At 33.5% G+C, this 16,990-nt stretch carries 13 protein-coding genes; all 13 read right to left on the reverse strand.

What is annotated here, in order from left to right; genetic code table 11:
- Positions 1-9: 9 nt before the first annotated feature.
- The gene (locus ACP7AV_RS13075; protein WP_426092324.1) at positions 10-582 is read right to left on the reverse strand and encodes a chemotaxis protein CheB; all 573 of its coding nucleotides are present in this window, start codon (positions 580-582) and stop codon (positions 10-12) included.
- Between the two features lie 2 nt (positions 583-584).
- Positions 585-1,409, reverse strand: coding sequence for a CheR family methyltransferase (locus ACP7AV_RS13080; protein WP_426092325.1), 825 nt, complete (start codon positions 1,407-1,409; stop codon positions 585-587).
- Between the two features lie 94 nt (positions 1,410-1,503).
- Entirely contained in the window at positions 1,504-1,941 is a 438-nt protein-coding gene (locus ACP7AV_RS13085) for a response regulator (protein WP_426092326.1), read from the reverse strand.
- Positions 1,941-4,541: a PAS domain S-box protein gene (locus ACP7AV_RS13090; RefSeq protein WP_426092349.1), complete on the reverse strand. Its 2,601-nt coding sequence runs from the start codon at positions 4,539-4,541 to the stop codon at positions 1,941-1,943. The genes ACP7AV_RS13085 and ACP7AV_RS13090 overlap by 1 nt, the downstream gene beginning before the upstream one ends.
- 40 nt (positions 4,542-4,581) lie before the next feature.
- Positions 4,582-5,130 (reverse strand): helix-turn-helix domain-containing protein, encoded by a 549-nt coding sequence (locus ACP7AV_RS13095; RefSeq protein WP_426063353.1) that lies wholly within the window; start codon positions 5,128-5,130, stop codon positions 4,582-4,584.
- Positions 5,131-5,531: 401 nt separating this feature from the next.
- Positions 5,532-6,011 (reverse strand): hypothetical protein, encoded by a 480-nt coding sequence (locus tag ACP7AV_RS13100; protein WP_426092327.1) that lies wholly within the window; start codon positions 6,009-6,011, stop codon positions 5,532-5,534.
- Positions 6,012-6,014: 3 nt separating this feature from the next.
- The gene (locus tag ACP7AV_RS13105) at positions 6,015-6,692 is read right to left on the reverse strand and encodes a peptidoglycan DD-metalloendopeptidase family protein (protein ID WP_426092328.1); all 678 of its coding nucleotides are present in this window, start codon (positions 6,690-6,692) and stop codon (positions 6,015-6,017) included.
- A gap of 166 nt (positions 6,693-6,858) precedes the next feature.
- A complete protein-coding gene (locus ACP7AV_RS13110) occupies positions 6,859-7,152 on the reverse strand; it encodes a putative quinol monooxygenase (RefSeq protein WP_426063085.1) in 294 nt (97 codons plus the stop codon).
- Between the two features lie 173 nt (positions 7,153-7,325).
- Positions 7,326-9,734, reverse strand: a complete 2,409-nt coding sequence (locus tag ACP7AV_RS13115) for an alpha-ketoacid dehydrogenase subunit alpha/beta (RefSeq protein ID WP_426092329.1) — start codon at positions 9,732-9,734, stop codon at positions 7,326-7,328.
- 186 nt (positions 9,735-9,920) lie between these two features.
- The gene (locus ACP7AV_RS13120; protein WP_426092350.1) at positions 9,921-12,668 is read right to left on the reverse strand and encodes an aminopeptidase; all 2,748 of its coding nucleotides are present in this window, start codon (positions 12,666-12,668) and stop codon (positions 9,921-9,923) included.
- 194 nt (positions 12,669-12,862) lie between these two features.
- On the reverse strand, positions 12,863-13,591 hold the full coding sequence (locus ACP7AV_RS13125; RefSeq protein WP_426063083.1) for a TIGR00730 family Rossman fold protein: 729 nt from the start codon (positions 13,589-13,591) through the stop codon (positions 12,863-12,865).
- A gap of 120 nt (positions 13,592-13,711) precedes the next feature.
- Complete coding sequence (locus tag ACP7AV_RS13130) at positions 13,712-14,071, reverse strand: cupin domain-containing protein (protein WP_426063082.1); 360 nt, start codon at positions 14,069-14,071, stop codon at positions 13,712-13,714.
- Positions 14,072-14,107: 36 nt separating this feature from the next.
- Positions 14,108-16,939, reverse strand: coding sequence for an excinuclease ABC subunit UvrA (uvrA, locus tag ACP7AV_RS13135; protein WP_426092330.1), 2,832 nt, complete (start codon positions 16,937-16,939; stop codon positions 14,108-14,110).
- Positions 16,940-16,990: the final 51 nt, after the last annotated feature.

The following is a 16,990-nucleotide window of genomic DNA, read 5'->3' on the forward strand; positions in this document are numbered from 1 at the left end:
TTAGGCTTTTTATTTTTTTTGTTGATCTAATTGTATTAATAATTTGATTATATCCTCCAATGGTAAAACGTAATCTGTCACAATTGCTGCAATTGCTGACATTGGCATATATTCAGATTCTGCTGTTTTTGGGTCTTGAATAATGGCTAAACCTCCACAGTCTTTTATTCGTTTAATTCCTTTTGTCCCGTCACTATTAGATCCTGTGAGCACAATTCCAATTAATTTATTTGTATACGCTTCGGCTGCTGATTCAAATAACACGTCAATTGAAGGTCTTGCAAAATTTACACGCGCGTCTATAGTAAGAGAAAACGTTTTATCCTTTTCAATCAATAAATGATAATTGGGAGGGGCAATATAAATGTTTCCTTTTTCAATTGCATCTTTTTCATCGACTTCTTTTAGATTAAGTTGACTTTTTTCACTTAAAAGTTTTATCCAATGACTATCAGATTGAGCGCTTAAATGCTGCACTACGATAATCGGAATATTAAAATGCAGTGGCAAAGAGGAAGATAAAATTTTCAACGCACTCATGCCTCCAGAAGAAACTCCTATTACAATTGCTTCATATTGCATATTCAATATTTCTTTTTAAAGATGCGTTGTTTGGTGTCCAATTCAAAATAATGGGTATATAAATCAGAAAATCGTAAACTTTCTTTAGAACCCAAGCAGAGTACGCCACCATTTATAAGACTACTGTAAAAAAGATTTTGGACTTTATTTTGTAAATTTTTATCAAAATAAATCAGCACATTGCGACACAATATTAAGTTCACTTCTGCAAAAACACTATCGGTTACCAAATTATGATTGGCCCAAACAATATTTTTTTTTAAGGAATGATTCATTATAACATTATCATAATTGGAAGTGTAATAACTGGAAAATGATTCTTTTCCTCCGGCCAACTGATAATTAGAAGTATACTCTTTTATCATTTTGTTGGAAAAAATTCCATCTTTCGCACGGTTTAGAGCCATTTGATTAAAATCAGTAGCATAAATGGTTGTTCTGTCATACAAGCCTTCTTCCTGCAAAAGAATAGCCATTGAGTAGGCTTCTTCTCCCGTAGCGCAACCTGCATGCCATATTTTTATGAAAGGATACGTCTTTAAAATAGGAATAACATTTTCTCGTAATGACCTGTAGAAAACTGGGTCACGAAACATTTCTGTTACTGTTATTGACAAATCTTGTAAAAGTTCAGAAGCAAATGTTTCATCATTCAAAACCTTAGATTGCATTTCAGAAATATCTTCAAATTTCGATAGTGCCATTCTGTTCATAATCCTGCGCCTGATATGAGCTTGGGAATACTCCCTAAAATCGTAACCGTATTGCTGATCGATTGCTTTTAACAACAATGAAATTTCCAAATCTGATGTTTCTTTATACCGCATTTTAAAATAATTTTGGTTTTAATATTCAACCAAATGAGGGATGATTTATTTAAATTATCTATTAAATTTTAACAAAATTACGTTGGAAAACGGATTACATACGATCCATGTACCAATTTAATTCTTTTTCCATTTTTTGATATTTAAAAATAGCCGTAATTATTTTTTGCAGACGAACAAAAGCAGTTTCACTTTTTACTACATAATCAAATGCTTTGTGGTGCATACAATTTACAGCCACTTCAATTTTATCTTGAGAAGATAGCATTACAACAGGAATCTCTGGATTAAAAGCCTTTACTTTATCCAAAGTTTCGAGTCCGTTCATGGCGTTTTCTACAATACCGTCCAATTGATAATCTAATATTACCACATCTGGACTGTGAGATAAATTACTTATGCAGAGTTCTCCCGTAGGATAAGTTTCTACTATAAAATCAGCATTTTCTAAGAATTCAATTTCTAACGATTTTAAAAATAATGCATCATCATCCACAAGAAATATTTTTATTTTATCATTGTTATTATTCATTAAATAGTATTTTTAATTATGTTAAATTCTTCTTGTAATTCAATACATGCTTGTAAACAAATTTTTTCTAGTTCTAACACCAAAGTAGCAATTCCATCTGTTTTTTGTTCTACTATTGCGAAATCTTGAATTTTTTTTGCCATGTTTTCAAAATCAACACTCATCCCCATTATTGCAAAAGATGGAATCATTTTGTGTGCTGCGGCTCCTAATAAAGTCCAATTTTTTTGTGCTAAACTTTGTTTAATAGTATGTATTAAAGGTGGTGTTTGTTCTAAGTAAAGAGATATCATTTCCATCATTAGCGTAGGATTCGATTTTGTTCTTTCATTTAAATATACTAGGTCAATATATTTTATTTTTTTTGCTGTAGTCCCTTCTTCTTCCTTTTCTAATGTTTCTTTGAGTTTGGCATGTTTTGGCTTTTTTAAGAGGCCTATTATTTTACTGTGTAACAATCTTTCGTCAACAGGTTTTGCAAGATAATCGTTCATCCCCACAACTTTGCATTTAGCCAAATCGACGGTGGTCACATCAGCAGTTAACGCAATGATTGGTATTTTTGAATTCATTGTGTTGCGAATGTATTCTGTAGCTTCAAATCCATTCATTTCTGGCATTTGTAAGTCCATCAAAATAATATCGTAAACTTTTGTCTTTAGTTTTTCAATCGCTACTTTACCATTTTCGGCAATGTCCCAAATAAATCCAAAATCATCTAGCAATGTTTTCATTAGCAATTGATTCAAAGGAATATCTTCAACTACTAAAACTTTTATATTTTTTAATTTTGTACCCAGTTCGATGTCTTCATGGCCTAGTTCAGCATCAGAATTTGTTTTTTGAAAACTTAAAGTAAAACTAAATGTAGAGCCAATACCAATTGTGCTTTTTACACGAATGGTTCCACCTTGCTGTTCTATCAGTTGCTTTACTATCGCTAAACCTAATCCTGTTCCTCCATAAAGTCTAGAAGTTCCGCTAGAAGCTTGTTGAAAATTTTCAAATATTTTTCCTATTTTATTTTCAGCAACTCCAATTCCATCATCAGTTATGGCAAATTCAATAATCGCTTTATCATTGTCTTCATGTATCAAATTTACACTTACGGTAATGTTTCCTTTTGATGTAAATTTAATGGCATTACTGACCAAATTTAAAATGATTTGGTGTAAACGAATCGAATCACCCAAAAGTACAGCAGGAATTTTATTGTCATATTCTGTAACTAATTTTAAGTTTTTTTCCTGTATTTTGGTTTCAAATAAGTGAAGCATTGCAAATACAGACGTTTTCATTTTAAATGGAGTTTTCTCAAAAGTCATCTTTCCGGAATCTACTTTTGCTAAGTCCAAAATATCGTTTATTAGTACGATTAATGCATCACCACTCATTTTAATAGCATCTAAATACTCTTTTTGTTTGCAGCTCAATTCTGTTTTTAGTACCACTTTTGTAAAACCAATGATAGCATTCATCGGCGTACGAATTTCATGGCTCATATTCGACAAAAATTGTTGCTTAGCTTTTACTGCATTTTCAGCTATAATGGTAGCACTTTCGGCGCTTTTCTTTGCTTCTTCAGCTATTTCTGTGGCTAATTCGGCAAAAACACGTGCCTCAATCAGTTCGTTCGCAATTCTCTTTTGTTCCGTCACATCTCGAGCAACAATTACAACACCAATAACATTTCCTTGATAATCTTTATAGACGGAACCGTTGAATAAGACATCGGTTAATTTGCCGTCTTTGTGACGAATGGTTAGCGGAGAATCAGCAACAGATCCCTTTTCAAATACTTCTTGATATACTTCTCTAGCTTTTTGTTGCTGGGTAAAATAATCAAAAAAATCAGAGTCAGTAAGTTCCTCTCTGGTCATACCTGTGATATTTACCAATGCTTCGTTCATATCGGTAATTTTTCCTTTGGTATTTATGGTAACCAGTGGATCTTGGCTTGCTTCAATCAGACTTAGAGAATATTGCGAAGCTAATTTTGCAGAATTATTAATTTCTGTAAGTTCTTTATTTACAATTTCCCTTTTTTTATTTTCTTTATTTTGAAATAGTAACTCTTCGTTAGTAATCACTAATTCAGCAGCGCGTTTTTCTTTTTCCTCGTTTTGGTACGCCAATTCTTTGTTGGCAATCACTAACTCCGCTGCGCGTTTTTCTTTTACTTTATTTTGATGCGCGAGTTCTCTATTTGCGATTTTCAAATCCAAGGCCCATTTTTGCTCGGCTATATTTCGAGATACTACAATCACTCCTGATGGATTTCCTTGATCATCTCTAAACATAGTTCCGTTGAACAGTATATTTGTTAATTTACCCTTTTTGTGATGTAGCGTTAGAGTAGAATCAACTACGACTCCATTGGTAAAGGCTTCTTGAAAAACATCCTTTGCTTTTTGGGGTTCGGTAAAATAATCAAAATAGTCAGTGCCAATTAAGCAGTCACGACTGATACCCGTAATATTTACCGTTGCCTCATTTACGTCCGTGATTTTCCCCGCAATATCAATTGAGATTGTAGGGTCTAAAATGGCTTCAATTAGACTTCTTGCATATTTTGATATCTGATTATTTATGATTTCTATTTTTTATTAAATTTTTTGAAAAAATTGGTTTAATTACATCTTATGGCTTCCCAATTTCCTCAATTGGGTTGCGCCTTTTGTCTTTTAACTGTTTAAAATGAGAAGGGGAAAGACCAGTCACTTTTTTAAATTGACTGGATAAATGAGCGACACTGCTATAATTCATTTTCCAGGCAATTTCCGTGATATTTAATTCTCCGTAAATAATTAACTCTTTTATACGTTCTGTTTTGTGGGAAATTATAAATTGTTCAATAGTAGTTCCTTGCACTTCCGAAAATAAGTTAGACAAGTAGGTGTAATCATGATTTAGTTGTTGACTCAAATAATCCGAAAAATTAATTTTAATAGGTTCAACCGTATGGTGCACCATTTGTATAATTACATTTTTAATTTTTTCGATTAGCATCGATTTTTTATCATCCATCAATTCAAGTCCTGAATCCAAAAGAGCCGCTTTTAAGAGTTGTCTTTGATCCATAGAAATATTTTCCATGATCTCGACCTCTCCTAATTCAACAACTATAAAGTGAAGTTTAAGCTTTTTCAACTCTTCTTTAACCGCCATTTTACAGCGATTACTTACCATGTATTTTATGTACAGTTTCAAATATTTTTATTTTACAGTTTGAACAAAAATAGCTTTTCATGCTAAAGGTACATTATAAAATTTAACAAATATGTTATAAAATTTATTCTTGTTCAGCCAATTTAACTTATTTGGAAGGCATTTCTTTAAATTTACTTTTAGTAATAATTTAAAATTAAAGATAATTGCCGAAATCTGATTTTTGTTACATAATTATTTTAAATGCTTGTTTAATTACTGTTGTTAATTTGTCTCTAAATCAAATGTGTTTGTAATAAATACCATTTTACTAATTAAAAAAATAACACTAAAAATAATCTTTGACTCGATCTTATTTTAGATTTGTGGAAGCAACTGTGAAGCAAGATTTCTTAATTAAAAAAGAGAAATTCAACTTAAAATTAATTTAGAGGAAAAGAGTTAACCCAATCTAATGACTTGATGGAGGATACTTTATTTTCTGAATTCATTGTAACGCGGAGTTCTTTGTTTGCCACTTTTTTTGAATACAAACCTTTGTAACGAAACACCGTTGACTTGTCAAAATTATTTCTGTATGCTTCAACCAATTGAAGATCAATAAATGTACCGTAGAATTGACGAAAACGAGTGCAAGTTTTTGTCAGTCTTTCCTCAGTAGTGTTTTTAATAACAGAAGGGGTTGCTTCGTTTAATGTGAATGGTTTGAATTTAGATGTATTGCAAGTCATCAAAACTCTTTTGCCAAGCTCATAAGCTTTACTCTTTTGACTTTCACTAATTTCAGATAACGTAAGTCTCTCAACTTTAAATACTTCTGTCTCTGCTGGTGAAGCTACAATATTTTTTGATTTACAGCCAATGAGCAAAAAAATACTCAAAACAATAATTAATTTTTTCATGATTTATTTTATTTTTAATAAGATATTGGGGTCCGGACAGTTCTCTGAATAATGTTTCAGATTATTTTCACTACAAACGCCGGGATAGTCCCCAAAGGTATTCGAAATTTCTTTTATAATTTGAAAATGCAAATGAGGTGCATAATCCCCATTTACCGCAGCATCACCCAAAGTGGCTATTTGTTGCCCTTTTTCATAAACATCTCCAATTTTGATGTCACTGATACTTTCTAACGATAAATGACCGTATAAAGTGTAAAATTTATGGTCTTCAATTTTGTGTTCTAAAATTATTGTAGGACCGTAGTCTCCCACGCCAGTATTGTAATTAAAACTGTGAATAAATCCGTCAATTGCTGCCAGAACAGGTGTTCCTGCTTTTATCCATAAATCTAAACCGATATGAATGTTGCGTTCTTCCGTTTTTGAATCGTTGAAAATTTCACTTCTTTGATACAAATTTCTAATTTCATTGTAGCCGCCGTAAGCAACTTTTGCGTCATTTTCTGTTAAATAGCTTTCTATATATTTTTCAAAATCGGTTGAATTATCGATCTTGTTTTTGTTAAAAGCTTCATTTGTAATGGATAAATCCAAAGGGATGTACTGATTGTACTCAATTCTGTCATCTATCACTTTAACATTTTCAATGCCGTGTAAGATGGTTTCTAATCGTTTCATGTTTTATAAATTTTTAAAACACTAAAATTAAATAAAAAATGCCAACATAAAAATTTTACGTTGGCATTATACCTTTAATTTAAAATTATGCCCCTAAAGATTTAAGAATACGTTATTTTTTGATTTTAAAAACAATTTTTTGTTATGAATAGAGTGTCTAGAATCTTTATTTTACTGCTAGTAATTCAACAAACTCTATAATCGGATCTTGTGACAGAAGTGTTCCGGCATTAGTCATTAGCGCTTCGGCAATTTTACCAGCAAGATGCGCTTTTCTACCTTCTTCAGTTTCGAAAGTATCAAAAATGCCAAAAGTAGATGTTCCTATTTGCCATCCGTACCACTTTACTGTTTCTGGTTCATCTAATACTAAAGGTAAAGCGCTTTTTAAAAATGCTGCAACTTCTTCTTCTTTTCCAGCTTTAGCTTCTAATCGAGCTAGTAGTGCATATTTTTCCATAATTATTTTTTTTAGAGAATAAAGGTAATACTAATCGTTTTTATATCTATCGAGTTTAACTTTTGTTCAGTTACTTATTTTTTTAAAACCACTTTTATTTAAAACCCAAACGAACATAAAAAAACAATCCTAACCGTTGCCGATTAGGATTTATAACTTAGAAAATATTTATTTTAATATAAACTTGGATATTTTGATGGATTTACTTCATTCATCATTTCGTATACTTTCTCAAAAATATCTTCAGCAGAAGGTTTAGAGAAATAATCTCCATCTGTACCGTAAGCCGGTCTGTGAGCTTTTGCTGTCAAGGTTTGTGGCTTGCTGTCTAAATGATGATAAGCATCTTGTTGCTCAATTATTTGTTGCAAAATATAAGCCGAAGCGCCTCCAGGGACATCTTCATCAATTACTAATAGACGATTTGTTTTAGCAATACTTTTGACAACATCTTGTTTGATATCAAATGGAAGTAAGGATTGTAAATCGATAATTTCGCAGTCAATTCCCACTTCAAGCAGTTCTTTGGCGGCTTGCTGAACCAATCGTAAAGTTGAACCATAAGAAACCAACGTAATATCAGAACCTTGTTTAAGCGTTTCCACCACTCCGATTGGAGTTTTGAATTCGCCATAATTCATCGGCATTTTTTCTTTCAATCGGTACCCATTCAAACATTCGATTACTAAAGCAGGTTCGTCACATTCTAACAAACTGTTATAAAAACCAGCTGCTTGTGTCATATTTCTTGGAACCAAAACGTGGATTCCTCTAATAGAATTTATAATCATTCCCATAGGAGAACCTGAGTGCCAGATGCCTTCTAAACGGTGGCCACGAGTACGTATAATAAGAGGTGCTTTTTGTTTGCCTACTGTTCTGTATCGCAAAGTAGCTAAGTCATCACTCATGATTTGAATAGCATACAATAAATAATCTAAATATTGAATTTCGGCAATGGGACGTAAGCCTCTTAGCGCCAATCCAATACCTTGTCCTAATATAGTAGCTTCACGAATTCCAACATCGGCAACGCGTAACTCTCCGTATTTTTCCTGCATTCCTTCTAAACCTTGATTCACATCCCCAATGGCTCCGGCATCTTCACCAAAAATTAATGTTTCAGGGTATTTTGTAAAAATGGCATCAAAATTATCACGCAGAATCATTCGGCCATCCGTGTCTTCTTTAGCATCTTCATGGTAAATTGGCAATACTTCCTCAACAGAAAAAACATTTAAATCAGTTTCAGAAAATAAATTACTGCTAAAATTCTGTTGTGTTTTAGCGATGTATGCTGTAATCCACTGCGAAAGTTCTTCTTTACCAGATTCATTTTGAATTAAACGCAATAATTTTCGGGCAGTGACCAAAATTTCTTTTTTCAAAGGAGATTTGATTTCGCTTAAATCAGCAATAAATTTTAATATTATTGCTTTATTTGAACTGGAATCAGCTATTTTTTGCAATAATGCAACCAGTTCTTTTTGCTCTTCAACAATAGGTTCTATAAAGGCATTCCAAGCGGCTTTTTTGCCTTCTAAAACATCTTTTTTTGCTTGAGCATCAATTACTTCGATTTCTTCAGGTGATGCAATATTAATGGCAATCATCCATAATTTCATTTGACGAATACAATCAAAATCTCGTTCCCAAGCTAATCGGTCTGCGTTTTTGTATCTTTCATGCGAACCGGAACTGGAATGTCCTTGTGGTTGCGTCAGTTCATTGACGTGAATTAAAACAGGAACGTGATTTTCTCTGGCAATAGTAGCGGCTTTTTCATACGTGGCAATTAAGTCCGCGTAATCCCAACCTTTTACTCTTAGAATTTCAAAACCATTCGTGTTGTCTTCTCTTTGATATCCTTTTAATATTTCTGATATGTTTTCTTTTGTAGTTTGGTGTCTGGCATGAACAGAAATACCGTATTCATCATCCCAAACGCTCATTACCATTGGCACTTGTAAGACACCTGCAGCATTTATGGTTTCAAAAAACAAGCCTTCAGAGGTACTTGCATTTCCTATAGTTCCCCACGCAATTTCATTTCCTTCAACAGAAAAATTAGAAGCGTTTGGTATTCCTGCAACTTGTCTGTATATTTTTGATGCTTGGGCAAGACCTAGTAATCTTGGCATTTGTCCTGCTGTAGGAGAAATATCAGCACTTGAATTTTTTTGTTTTGTTAAATTTTTCCAAGAACCATCTTTGTTTAAACTATGAGTGGCAAAGTGACCTCCCATTTGTCTTCCTCCTGACATCGGATCTTGTTCAATATCAGTATGGCCGTATAATCCGGCAAAGAATTGTTGAATAGTAAGTTCACCAATGGCCATCATAAAAGTTTGATCGCGATAATATCCGGAACGGAAATCACCGTTTTGAAACGCTTTTGCCATTGCAAGTTGCGGAACTTCTTTTCCATCACCAAAAATACCAAACTTGGCTTTTCCAGTTAATACTTCCTTGCGTCCTAACAGGCTACATTCTCGGCTTATCATGGCCGTGGTATAGTCCTTTAAAACTTCGATTTTGAAATCTTCAATCGTCAATGTAGTATTGGTTTTTTCTTTTATCATAATTGAAAAGTATAACTTTAAATGCCAAATTTACTTAAAAACAACGTATTTTCATAATACATTGAAAAAAATAGAATTTAATTTTTGCAATTTATTCTAATAAAAAGAACTTTATTTTTTCATTATATATAATTTTATTATTTAATATCTAAGAATACTTTAATAAATAATGATAATTATATTGGATTAGAACCATTTTCGATTAAAAAGATTGATTAATGTTTTAGGCGAAAAAGTTACAATAAAACGTATTTTTTCATTGTAATTATCTTGCGCAATTTCCCATCCATTGTTAGAATAGACTGGAAAATACAATTCAAAATAGTCTGTAACCAGATTTAGGCGAATTCCACTGTCGTAAACAAATCGCTGTTTCACGTCTTTATTTTTGATAAAACCAATATCGCCATAGACCTCAATCCAGTTCCATATACTATAACTCGCATTGAAGCTGGTAATCCATCGATTGGCAAAAGGAGTAGCAATTTTGGACTTAAAACCGCCTTCTGCCAATACATATTGTTGACTGTAAAGCCCCGTGCTTTCTGATCTTCCAAAATAATTGTAATCAAAAAGATAATCTGTGGGTCTGTCCAATGCAAAACTGAAAAAATCCGATTGTGTTTTATTATATAAAAAACTCCCTGCGTAAAAACGAAGATTAATTTGGCGGTTATCTCCAAATAGTTTTCGGTATTCAATTTCACCCGTAATTTTCCCGAATTTCCCCGAAATTTGTAAATCGGATGTAAAATTAAAATGATTGGTAACCTCCGTTTTTGTATTGATATATCTCACATCAAATACCGAATAATTTTCTGGTGAGTTGTCAAGCACCAAAGCGCTTTTTTCCTTATTTACAATCACTTGTCGGAATAAGAAAAGTTGTTTCCTATTATCTCTGAAATTTGGCTCTCTTATTCGTAATTGTACGGCCGGATTCAATCTAAAATAGGAGGCATCTTCCGCATAATGAAAATAGGAGCCGCTAATAGAATATCTGGCATTATAAAGATTACTTTTTCTAAAATTTTGATTGACTACAAAAACGGCCGAACCGGATAAATTATTCGATTTAGTGGAGTAGGAGGGGTTGAAATCAAAAATAAAAGGCTTTTCAAGAATGGTTTTATTGTGGAGTCGCAGTCCGGGAGTCAAACCGTCGTACAAGTTGTAATAAATGGAGGGAACGTACAAAATTTGATTATAATACGGGTCTTCCAAGTCTTTCATGAATACAAATTTAACCGGACGATTGTTAGGGAAAAAACCTTCTAATTTCTTCCAATTATTTCTTAAGTTGTATTCTGGGACTTCATTTTTTAGATTTAAAATAATCTTATCAATACTGTTTCTGGGAATCGTAAATGTGCTGTCGCATTCTTCAATATCGAGCCATTGTTTAAAAACGATTGCTCCTTTTTTTGTGCCATAAACCGGAATAGGAATTGGCGCTCCTGTTCGGTTTTTAACTGAAAAAGTAATGCTGTCTTTAGTTTTTGTAACACTTGAAAATTTATAATCAATAATGTCTCTTGAATCGATAATGGTTTTAAAAAACCAACTAATATCTTTAATGGTTTTTGATTTTAATACAGTTTCAAAATCAGATCTCGATACTTGTGCGTGCTTATTTTTTTGATAAAATTCCTGTATACTGGTCGTTACAGCATCGTTTTGTAAATAATCATCCAGAAACCGAATGCTTAATCCTGATCGGTATTTACTGGCAATTTGTTCGTTAAACTTGATTAAAGTATTCTTTGGAGCTCCTAGTGGCTGGTCTAGATTTTTCCGTGCCATCAGCATGTAAAAATAGCTGTACTGACCGTTAAAATCAATATTGGTCAGATTGAAACTTTTAAGCAATCGGATGTTAGAGGCACTTCCCATCATTTTAGTTTTCGGGTGATTTTCATCGATATATTTCATCATCGCATAGACTTGAATTCCATCGTAAATCCAATTGTCTTTTCTCGGATCCAGATGCAAACTCGTCTTTAGATATTCGTTTAAATAAGTTTTCAAAAACTTAATTTCAAAAATAAATTCGTCTGGAAACGGACTTATAAATGATGGAAGTTGATTCAATCCATAAAAAGGATTTTTTTCATAATCCGTCTGGGAAACTACAATTTTTTCATACGGATATTTCCCAATCAAATTATTGGCGTAATTTACAATTCGGTCAATTATAATTGCTTTTTCAATGTTGTCTACTTTTTTGTTTTTCAAGTCAGTCAGCACTTCAACTGAACTGTTTCTGTAACTCTCAAAATTAGATTTAGGTTCAATAATCAGACTAAAATCAGTTCTGTTATTTCCCGACAATCTGTAATGTAAAAAATTATCTTTTCCAGTTGTTTTAACGCTGTTTAAATCTGATATTGCTTCTAAAGTTGCCGGAAGTGTAAGGTCAACTTCGTAATCAGAAACAGCATTTGCAATATCCTCCAGATTATTATTGCTGTTTTTTATAAAAGTATGGTTTTCGTATCTTGCAGGAGTCAGGTACCAGTTTTTAAGATTAAAACTACCATTGTTACTGTAACCGTGTTTTGTAAATTTATCGCTTGGGATTTTTGAGATGTATGAAAGATGCAAAGTAATTTTCTGATTTGGAAGTAATTGCTCCTTTAATTGTACCACGATATAATCAGGATTTTTGTCTGGTCGTTGCCAAGATAAAAACTGCTGGGACGCATCGTTTATAATTAAATTTATCGTGCTGCCGCGTTCTTCTTCTTTGGCCAAATGAAAACCCCTGTAAAATTCGTCAGAAAATCGTTTGGCAAGCGGTGTGTTTTTATTGGAAAAAGCATGATTCCAGTCATTCAAAACGATTGAAGTCAACGTATCCTCCGACTGATTTATAAAAATAATTTTTTGTTGTAAGGACAATGTTTTATTATCAGCATCAAGCGCCGCAGTCATCTTGTTTTGATGTTGAGCATATTGATGCACTGACGTTAATAAAACAAAGAAAAAAATCGTTATTTTAAGGTATGATTTCAAAATTCGGTATTATTTATTAAAAAATAAATATACTTATAATTAGATAAATTTGTTCTGATGTTCCTCAATATTAAGCAAAAAAAGAAGCTGTTTTTGAGGCAGCTTCATTTTTTTTAAAAGTTTGGTGATAAATCGTATTTCTTATAAAAGGCATTTAGGACATCAACCACTTCATCTTCAGTGTCTACAATTTTAAATAAATTCAAATCTTGAGCACTTACAGTACACTCTTTTTCTACTAAAACTGTTTTAATCCAATCAATTAATCCCGACCAAAAGCTGGTGCCAACAAGAATAATTGGGAATTTTGCTATTTTTTTGGTCTGAATCAAAGTTATCGCTTCAAACAATTCATCCATAGTTCCAAAACCTCCCGGCATCACCACGAAGCCTTGCGAATATTTGACAAACATTACTTTTCGAACAAAGAAATAATCAAAATTAAGATTTTTATCGCTGTCAATATACGGGTTAAAATGCTGCTCAAAAGGCAATTCAATATTTAATCCCACTGACGTTCCTCCGCCCAGATGTGCTCCTTTATTTCCGGCTTCCATAATTCCGGGACCGCCGCCAGTAATCACGCCATAACCGGCTTTACTGATTTTGTATGCAATTTTTTCAGCCAATAAGTAATTAGCATCTTCAGGCTTCGTTCTTGCGGAACCAAAAATAGACACACAAGGACCAATGCGTCCCATACTTTCGTAACCGTTTACAAATTCGGCCATAATTTTAAAAATCGCCCAACTGTCATTCGTTCTTATTTCGTTCCAGGTTTTTCTTTTTAGACGATCTTGGATCACTTTATCTTCGTCATTATCAAAATCTTCTAATCTCATATTCAAAAATATAATTTAATTTCTGTTTTTTTGGGAGCTATTTCCTGCTATCCTTTTCAATCTTTATTGTTTTAAAGAAAAACAATAAAGGATTTCCATTGCTATCAGGGCTAAGTAAATTTAATACGTTTGTTCTTCAATTGATTTTGTTATTGTAGCGATAACTTTACCGGTATGTTCAGTAGTTTTTGATTCTATTAGCATAATTAAGCATTCGTCAGTTGACGAAACTCTGTGGTTTATACCTTTTTTTACCACAAATAAATCTCCTTTTTTCATAGAGAGTTTGGTCTCGTTTTCAATTTCCATTAATAGTTCTCCTTCTACAATGTAAAATAATTCATCTTCATTTTCGTGATTATGCCATGGCAGATCTTGGCCTTTAATTTTAGCCACCTTGATAAATTGATCATTAACTTCGCCAATTATTTTAGGTGAAAAGTAGTTTTCGACATTACTGAACGCTTCTTTTAAATTCATGATTTCCCGAGATTATTTTTATAGTTTTTATTAATACTAAAGTAATTCTTTTTTTAAAAATTGCGCCGTGTAGCTTTTTTTATTTTTTATAATTTCCTCAGGAGTTCCTTTGGCAATCAGTTGTCCGCCGCCTTTTCCACCTTCAGGACCAATGTCTATAATATAATCTGCCAGTTTTATCACGTCCATGTTATGTTCGATAATCAAAATCGTATTCCCTTTGTCAACCAGTTTATTAATCACTTCCATCAACACTCTGATGTCTTCAAAATGCAGTCCCGTTGTAGGTTCATCCAGAATATAAAACGTGTTTCCGGTATCTTTTTTTGATAATTCTCCAGCCAGTTTAATGCGTTGTGCTTCACCACCGGAAAGCGTTGTGCTCTGCTGGCCAAGTGTAATATAGCCCAAACCAACATCCTGAATGGTTTTTACCTTTCTATAAATCTTCGGAATCATTTCAAAAAATGGAACCGCTTCATCAACCGTCATATTCAAAACATCCGAAATTGATTTCCCTTTGTACCGAATCTCCAATGTTTCTCTATTAAAACGCTTCCCTTGACAAGTCTCACATTCCACATATACATCAGGTAAAAAGTTCATTTCAATCGTTCGCACGCCAGATCCTTCGCAGGTTTCGCAACGTCCGCCCTTTACATTAAAACTAAATCGTCCCGCTTTATATCCCCGAATCATACTTTCAGAAGTCATCGTAAACAGATTTCTGATTTCGGTAAAAACTTCCGTATAAGTTGCAGGATTACTTCGTGGTGTTCTACCAATCGGGCTTTGGTCAATATCAATCACTTTATCGATATGTTCCAATCCTTCAATTTTTTTGTATGGTTGCGGTTTTTTAACACCATTAAAATAATACGCGTTCAAAATAGGGTAGAGCGTCTCATTAATCAAAGTTGATTTTCCACTTCCCGAAACTCCAGTTACACAAATCATTTTGCCCAAAGGCAATTCTATCGAAACATTTTTTAGATTGTTTCCTGTTGCTCCGGTCAGTTTTAGGAATTTCCCATTTCCTTCTCTACGTTTTTCAGGAACTTCGATTTTCATTTCGCCATTCATGTACATCGCTGTAATAGTATGATGTTTCAGGATTTCAGCAGGTGTTCCTTTACTGATGATTTCACCGCCATATTTTCCTGCTTTTGGTCCAATATCAATCACATAATCCGCACGTTCAATCATGTCTTTATCGTGTTCCACTACAATTACGGAATTTCCAATATCACGTAATTGTTCCAGCGAATGAATTAGTTTTTCGTTGTCTCTTTGGTGTAAACCGATACTTGGTTCATCCAGAATATACAACACACCAACTAACTGAGAACCAATTTGAGTAGCCAATCGGATTCGTTGCGCTTCACCACCCGAAAGGGATTTGGAGCTTCGGCTTAAAGCCAAATAATCCAAACCTACATTCATCAAAAAGTTCAATCGATCCTTAATCTCTTTGATTACTTCAGTAGCGATACGCTTTTGTTTATCAGATAAATGGTTGTCTAAATCATTAAACCAAATAGTCAAATCTGAAATGTCCATATCGCACAATTCGGTAATATTTTTTTCATTAATTTTAAAGAACTGTGATTCCTTTTTCAAACGGGAACCTTTACAAACCGGACATTTTATTTCGTCCATAAATTCTTTTGCCCAACGTTTTATGCTGGTTGAACCGCTTTCGTCATGTTGATTTTTAATGAAATGTGAAATCCCTTCAAAATCAATTTTGTATTCTCTGGCAACGCCTAAATCTTTGGAGTTTATGGTGAATTTTTCCTTCCCACCATTCAAAATCATTTCCATCGCTTCCTCAGGAATAGTTGCTACGGCATCAGTCAATTTAAAACCATATTTTTCGCCTATGATTTCCAATTGCTTGAAAATCCAGGATGATTTATATTCGCCCAAGGGAGCAAATCCACCTGCTTTTATAGATAATTTTGGGTTTGGAATGATCTTTTTAGTGTTGATTTCGTTTACCGTTCCCAAGCCGTTACAATGCTCACAAGCACCTTTTGGGGAATTGAAAGAAAATAAATTGGGTTCCGGATTTTGATAGGAAATCCCAGTACTTGGACACATTAAATTCCTGCTAAAAAAACGAACTTCATTAGAATCCTGGTCCAAAACCATCAATACATTCTCTCCGTGATGCATGGCCGTGTTAATGCTTTCTGTCAAACGTTTTTCATTATCTGCATTGTCTTCAATCACCATTCTATCCACAACAATTTCGATGTCGTGCGTTTTATAACGGTCTAATTTCATCCCCAAAGTAATATCCAGCACATCGCCGTTTACACGAACTTTAAGGAAACCCTGCTTGGCGATTTGTTGAAAAAGTTCCGCATAATGTCCTTTTCGAGCACGAATAACAGGTGCTAGAATATTGATTCGTTTACCGGTGAAATCCTGAATTATCAAATCTTTGATTTGCTCATCAGAATAAGAAACCATTTTTTCGCCAGTGTTATAACTGTACGCATCAGCACCACGAGCGTATAACAAACGCAGGAAATCATAAATTTCAGTAATCGTTCCTACGGTGGAACGCGGACTTTTACTGGTGGTTTTTTGTTCGATAGCAATTACAGGTGAAAGTCCATCAATTTTATCCACATCCGGTCGTTCCAATCCACCAAGAAACTGTCTGGCATAAGCTGAAAAAGTTTCTACATAACGGCGTTGCCCTTCGGCATATATAGTATCAAAAGCCAAGGAGGATTTTCCTGAACCTGAGAGTCCGGTTATTACGACCAGTTTTTCACGTGGAATGGAAACATCTATATTTTTTAAGTTGTGTACGCGAGCGCCCTGAACTTCAATGGTATTGTCTTTGTCTAACATAATTTTTGCAAAAAAGCAAAGTTACCATTTTGATTTATTCTTTCCGTACAA

The sequence above is a fragment of the Flavobacterium sp. DSR3-2 genome (assembly GCF_049896525.1).
GTDB lineage: Bacteria > Bacteroidota > Bacteroidia > Flavobacteriales > Flavobacteriaceae > Flavobacterium.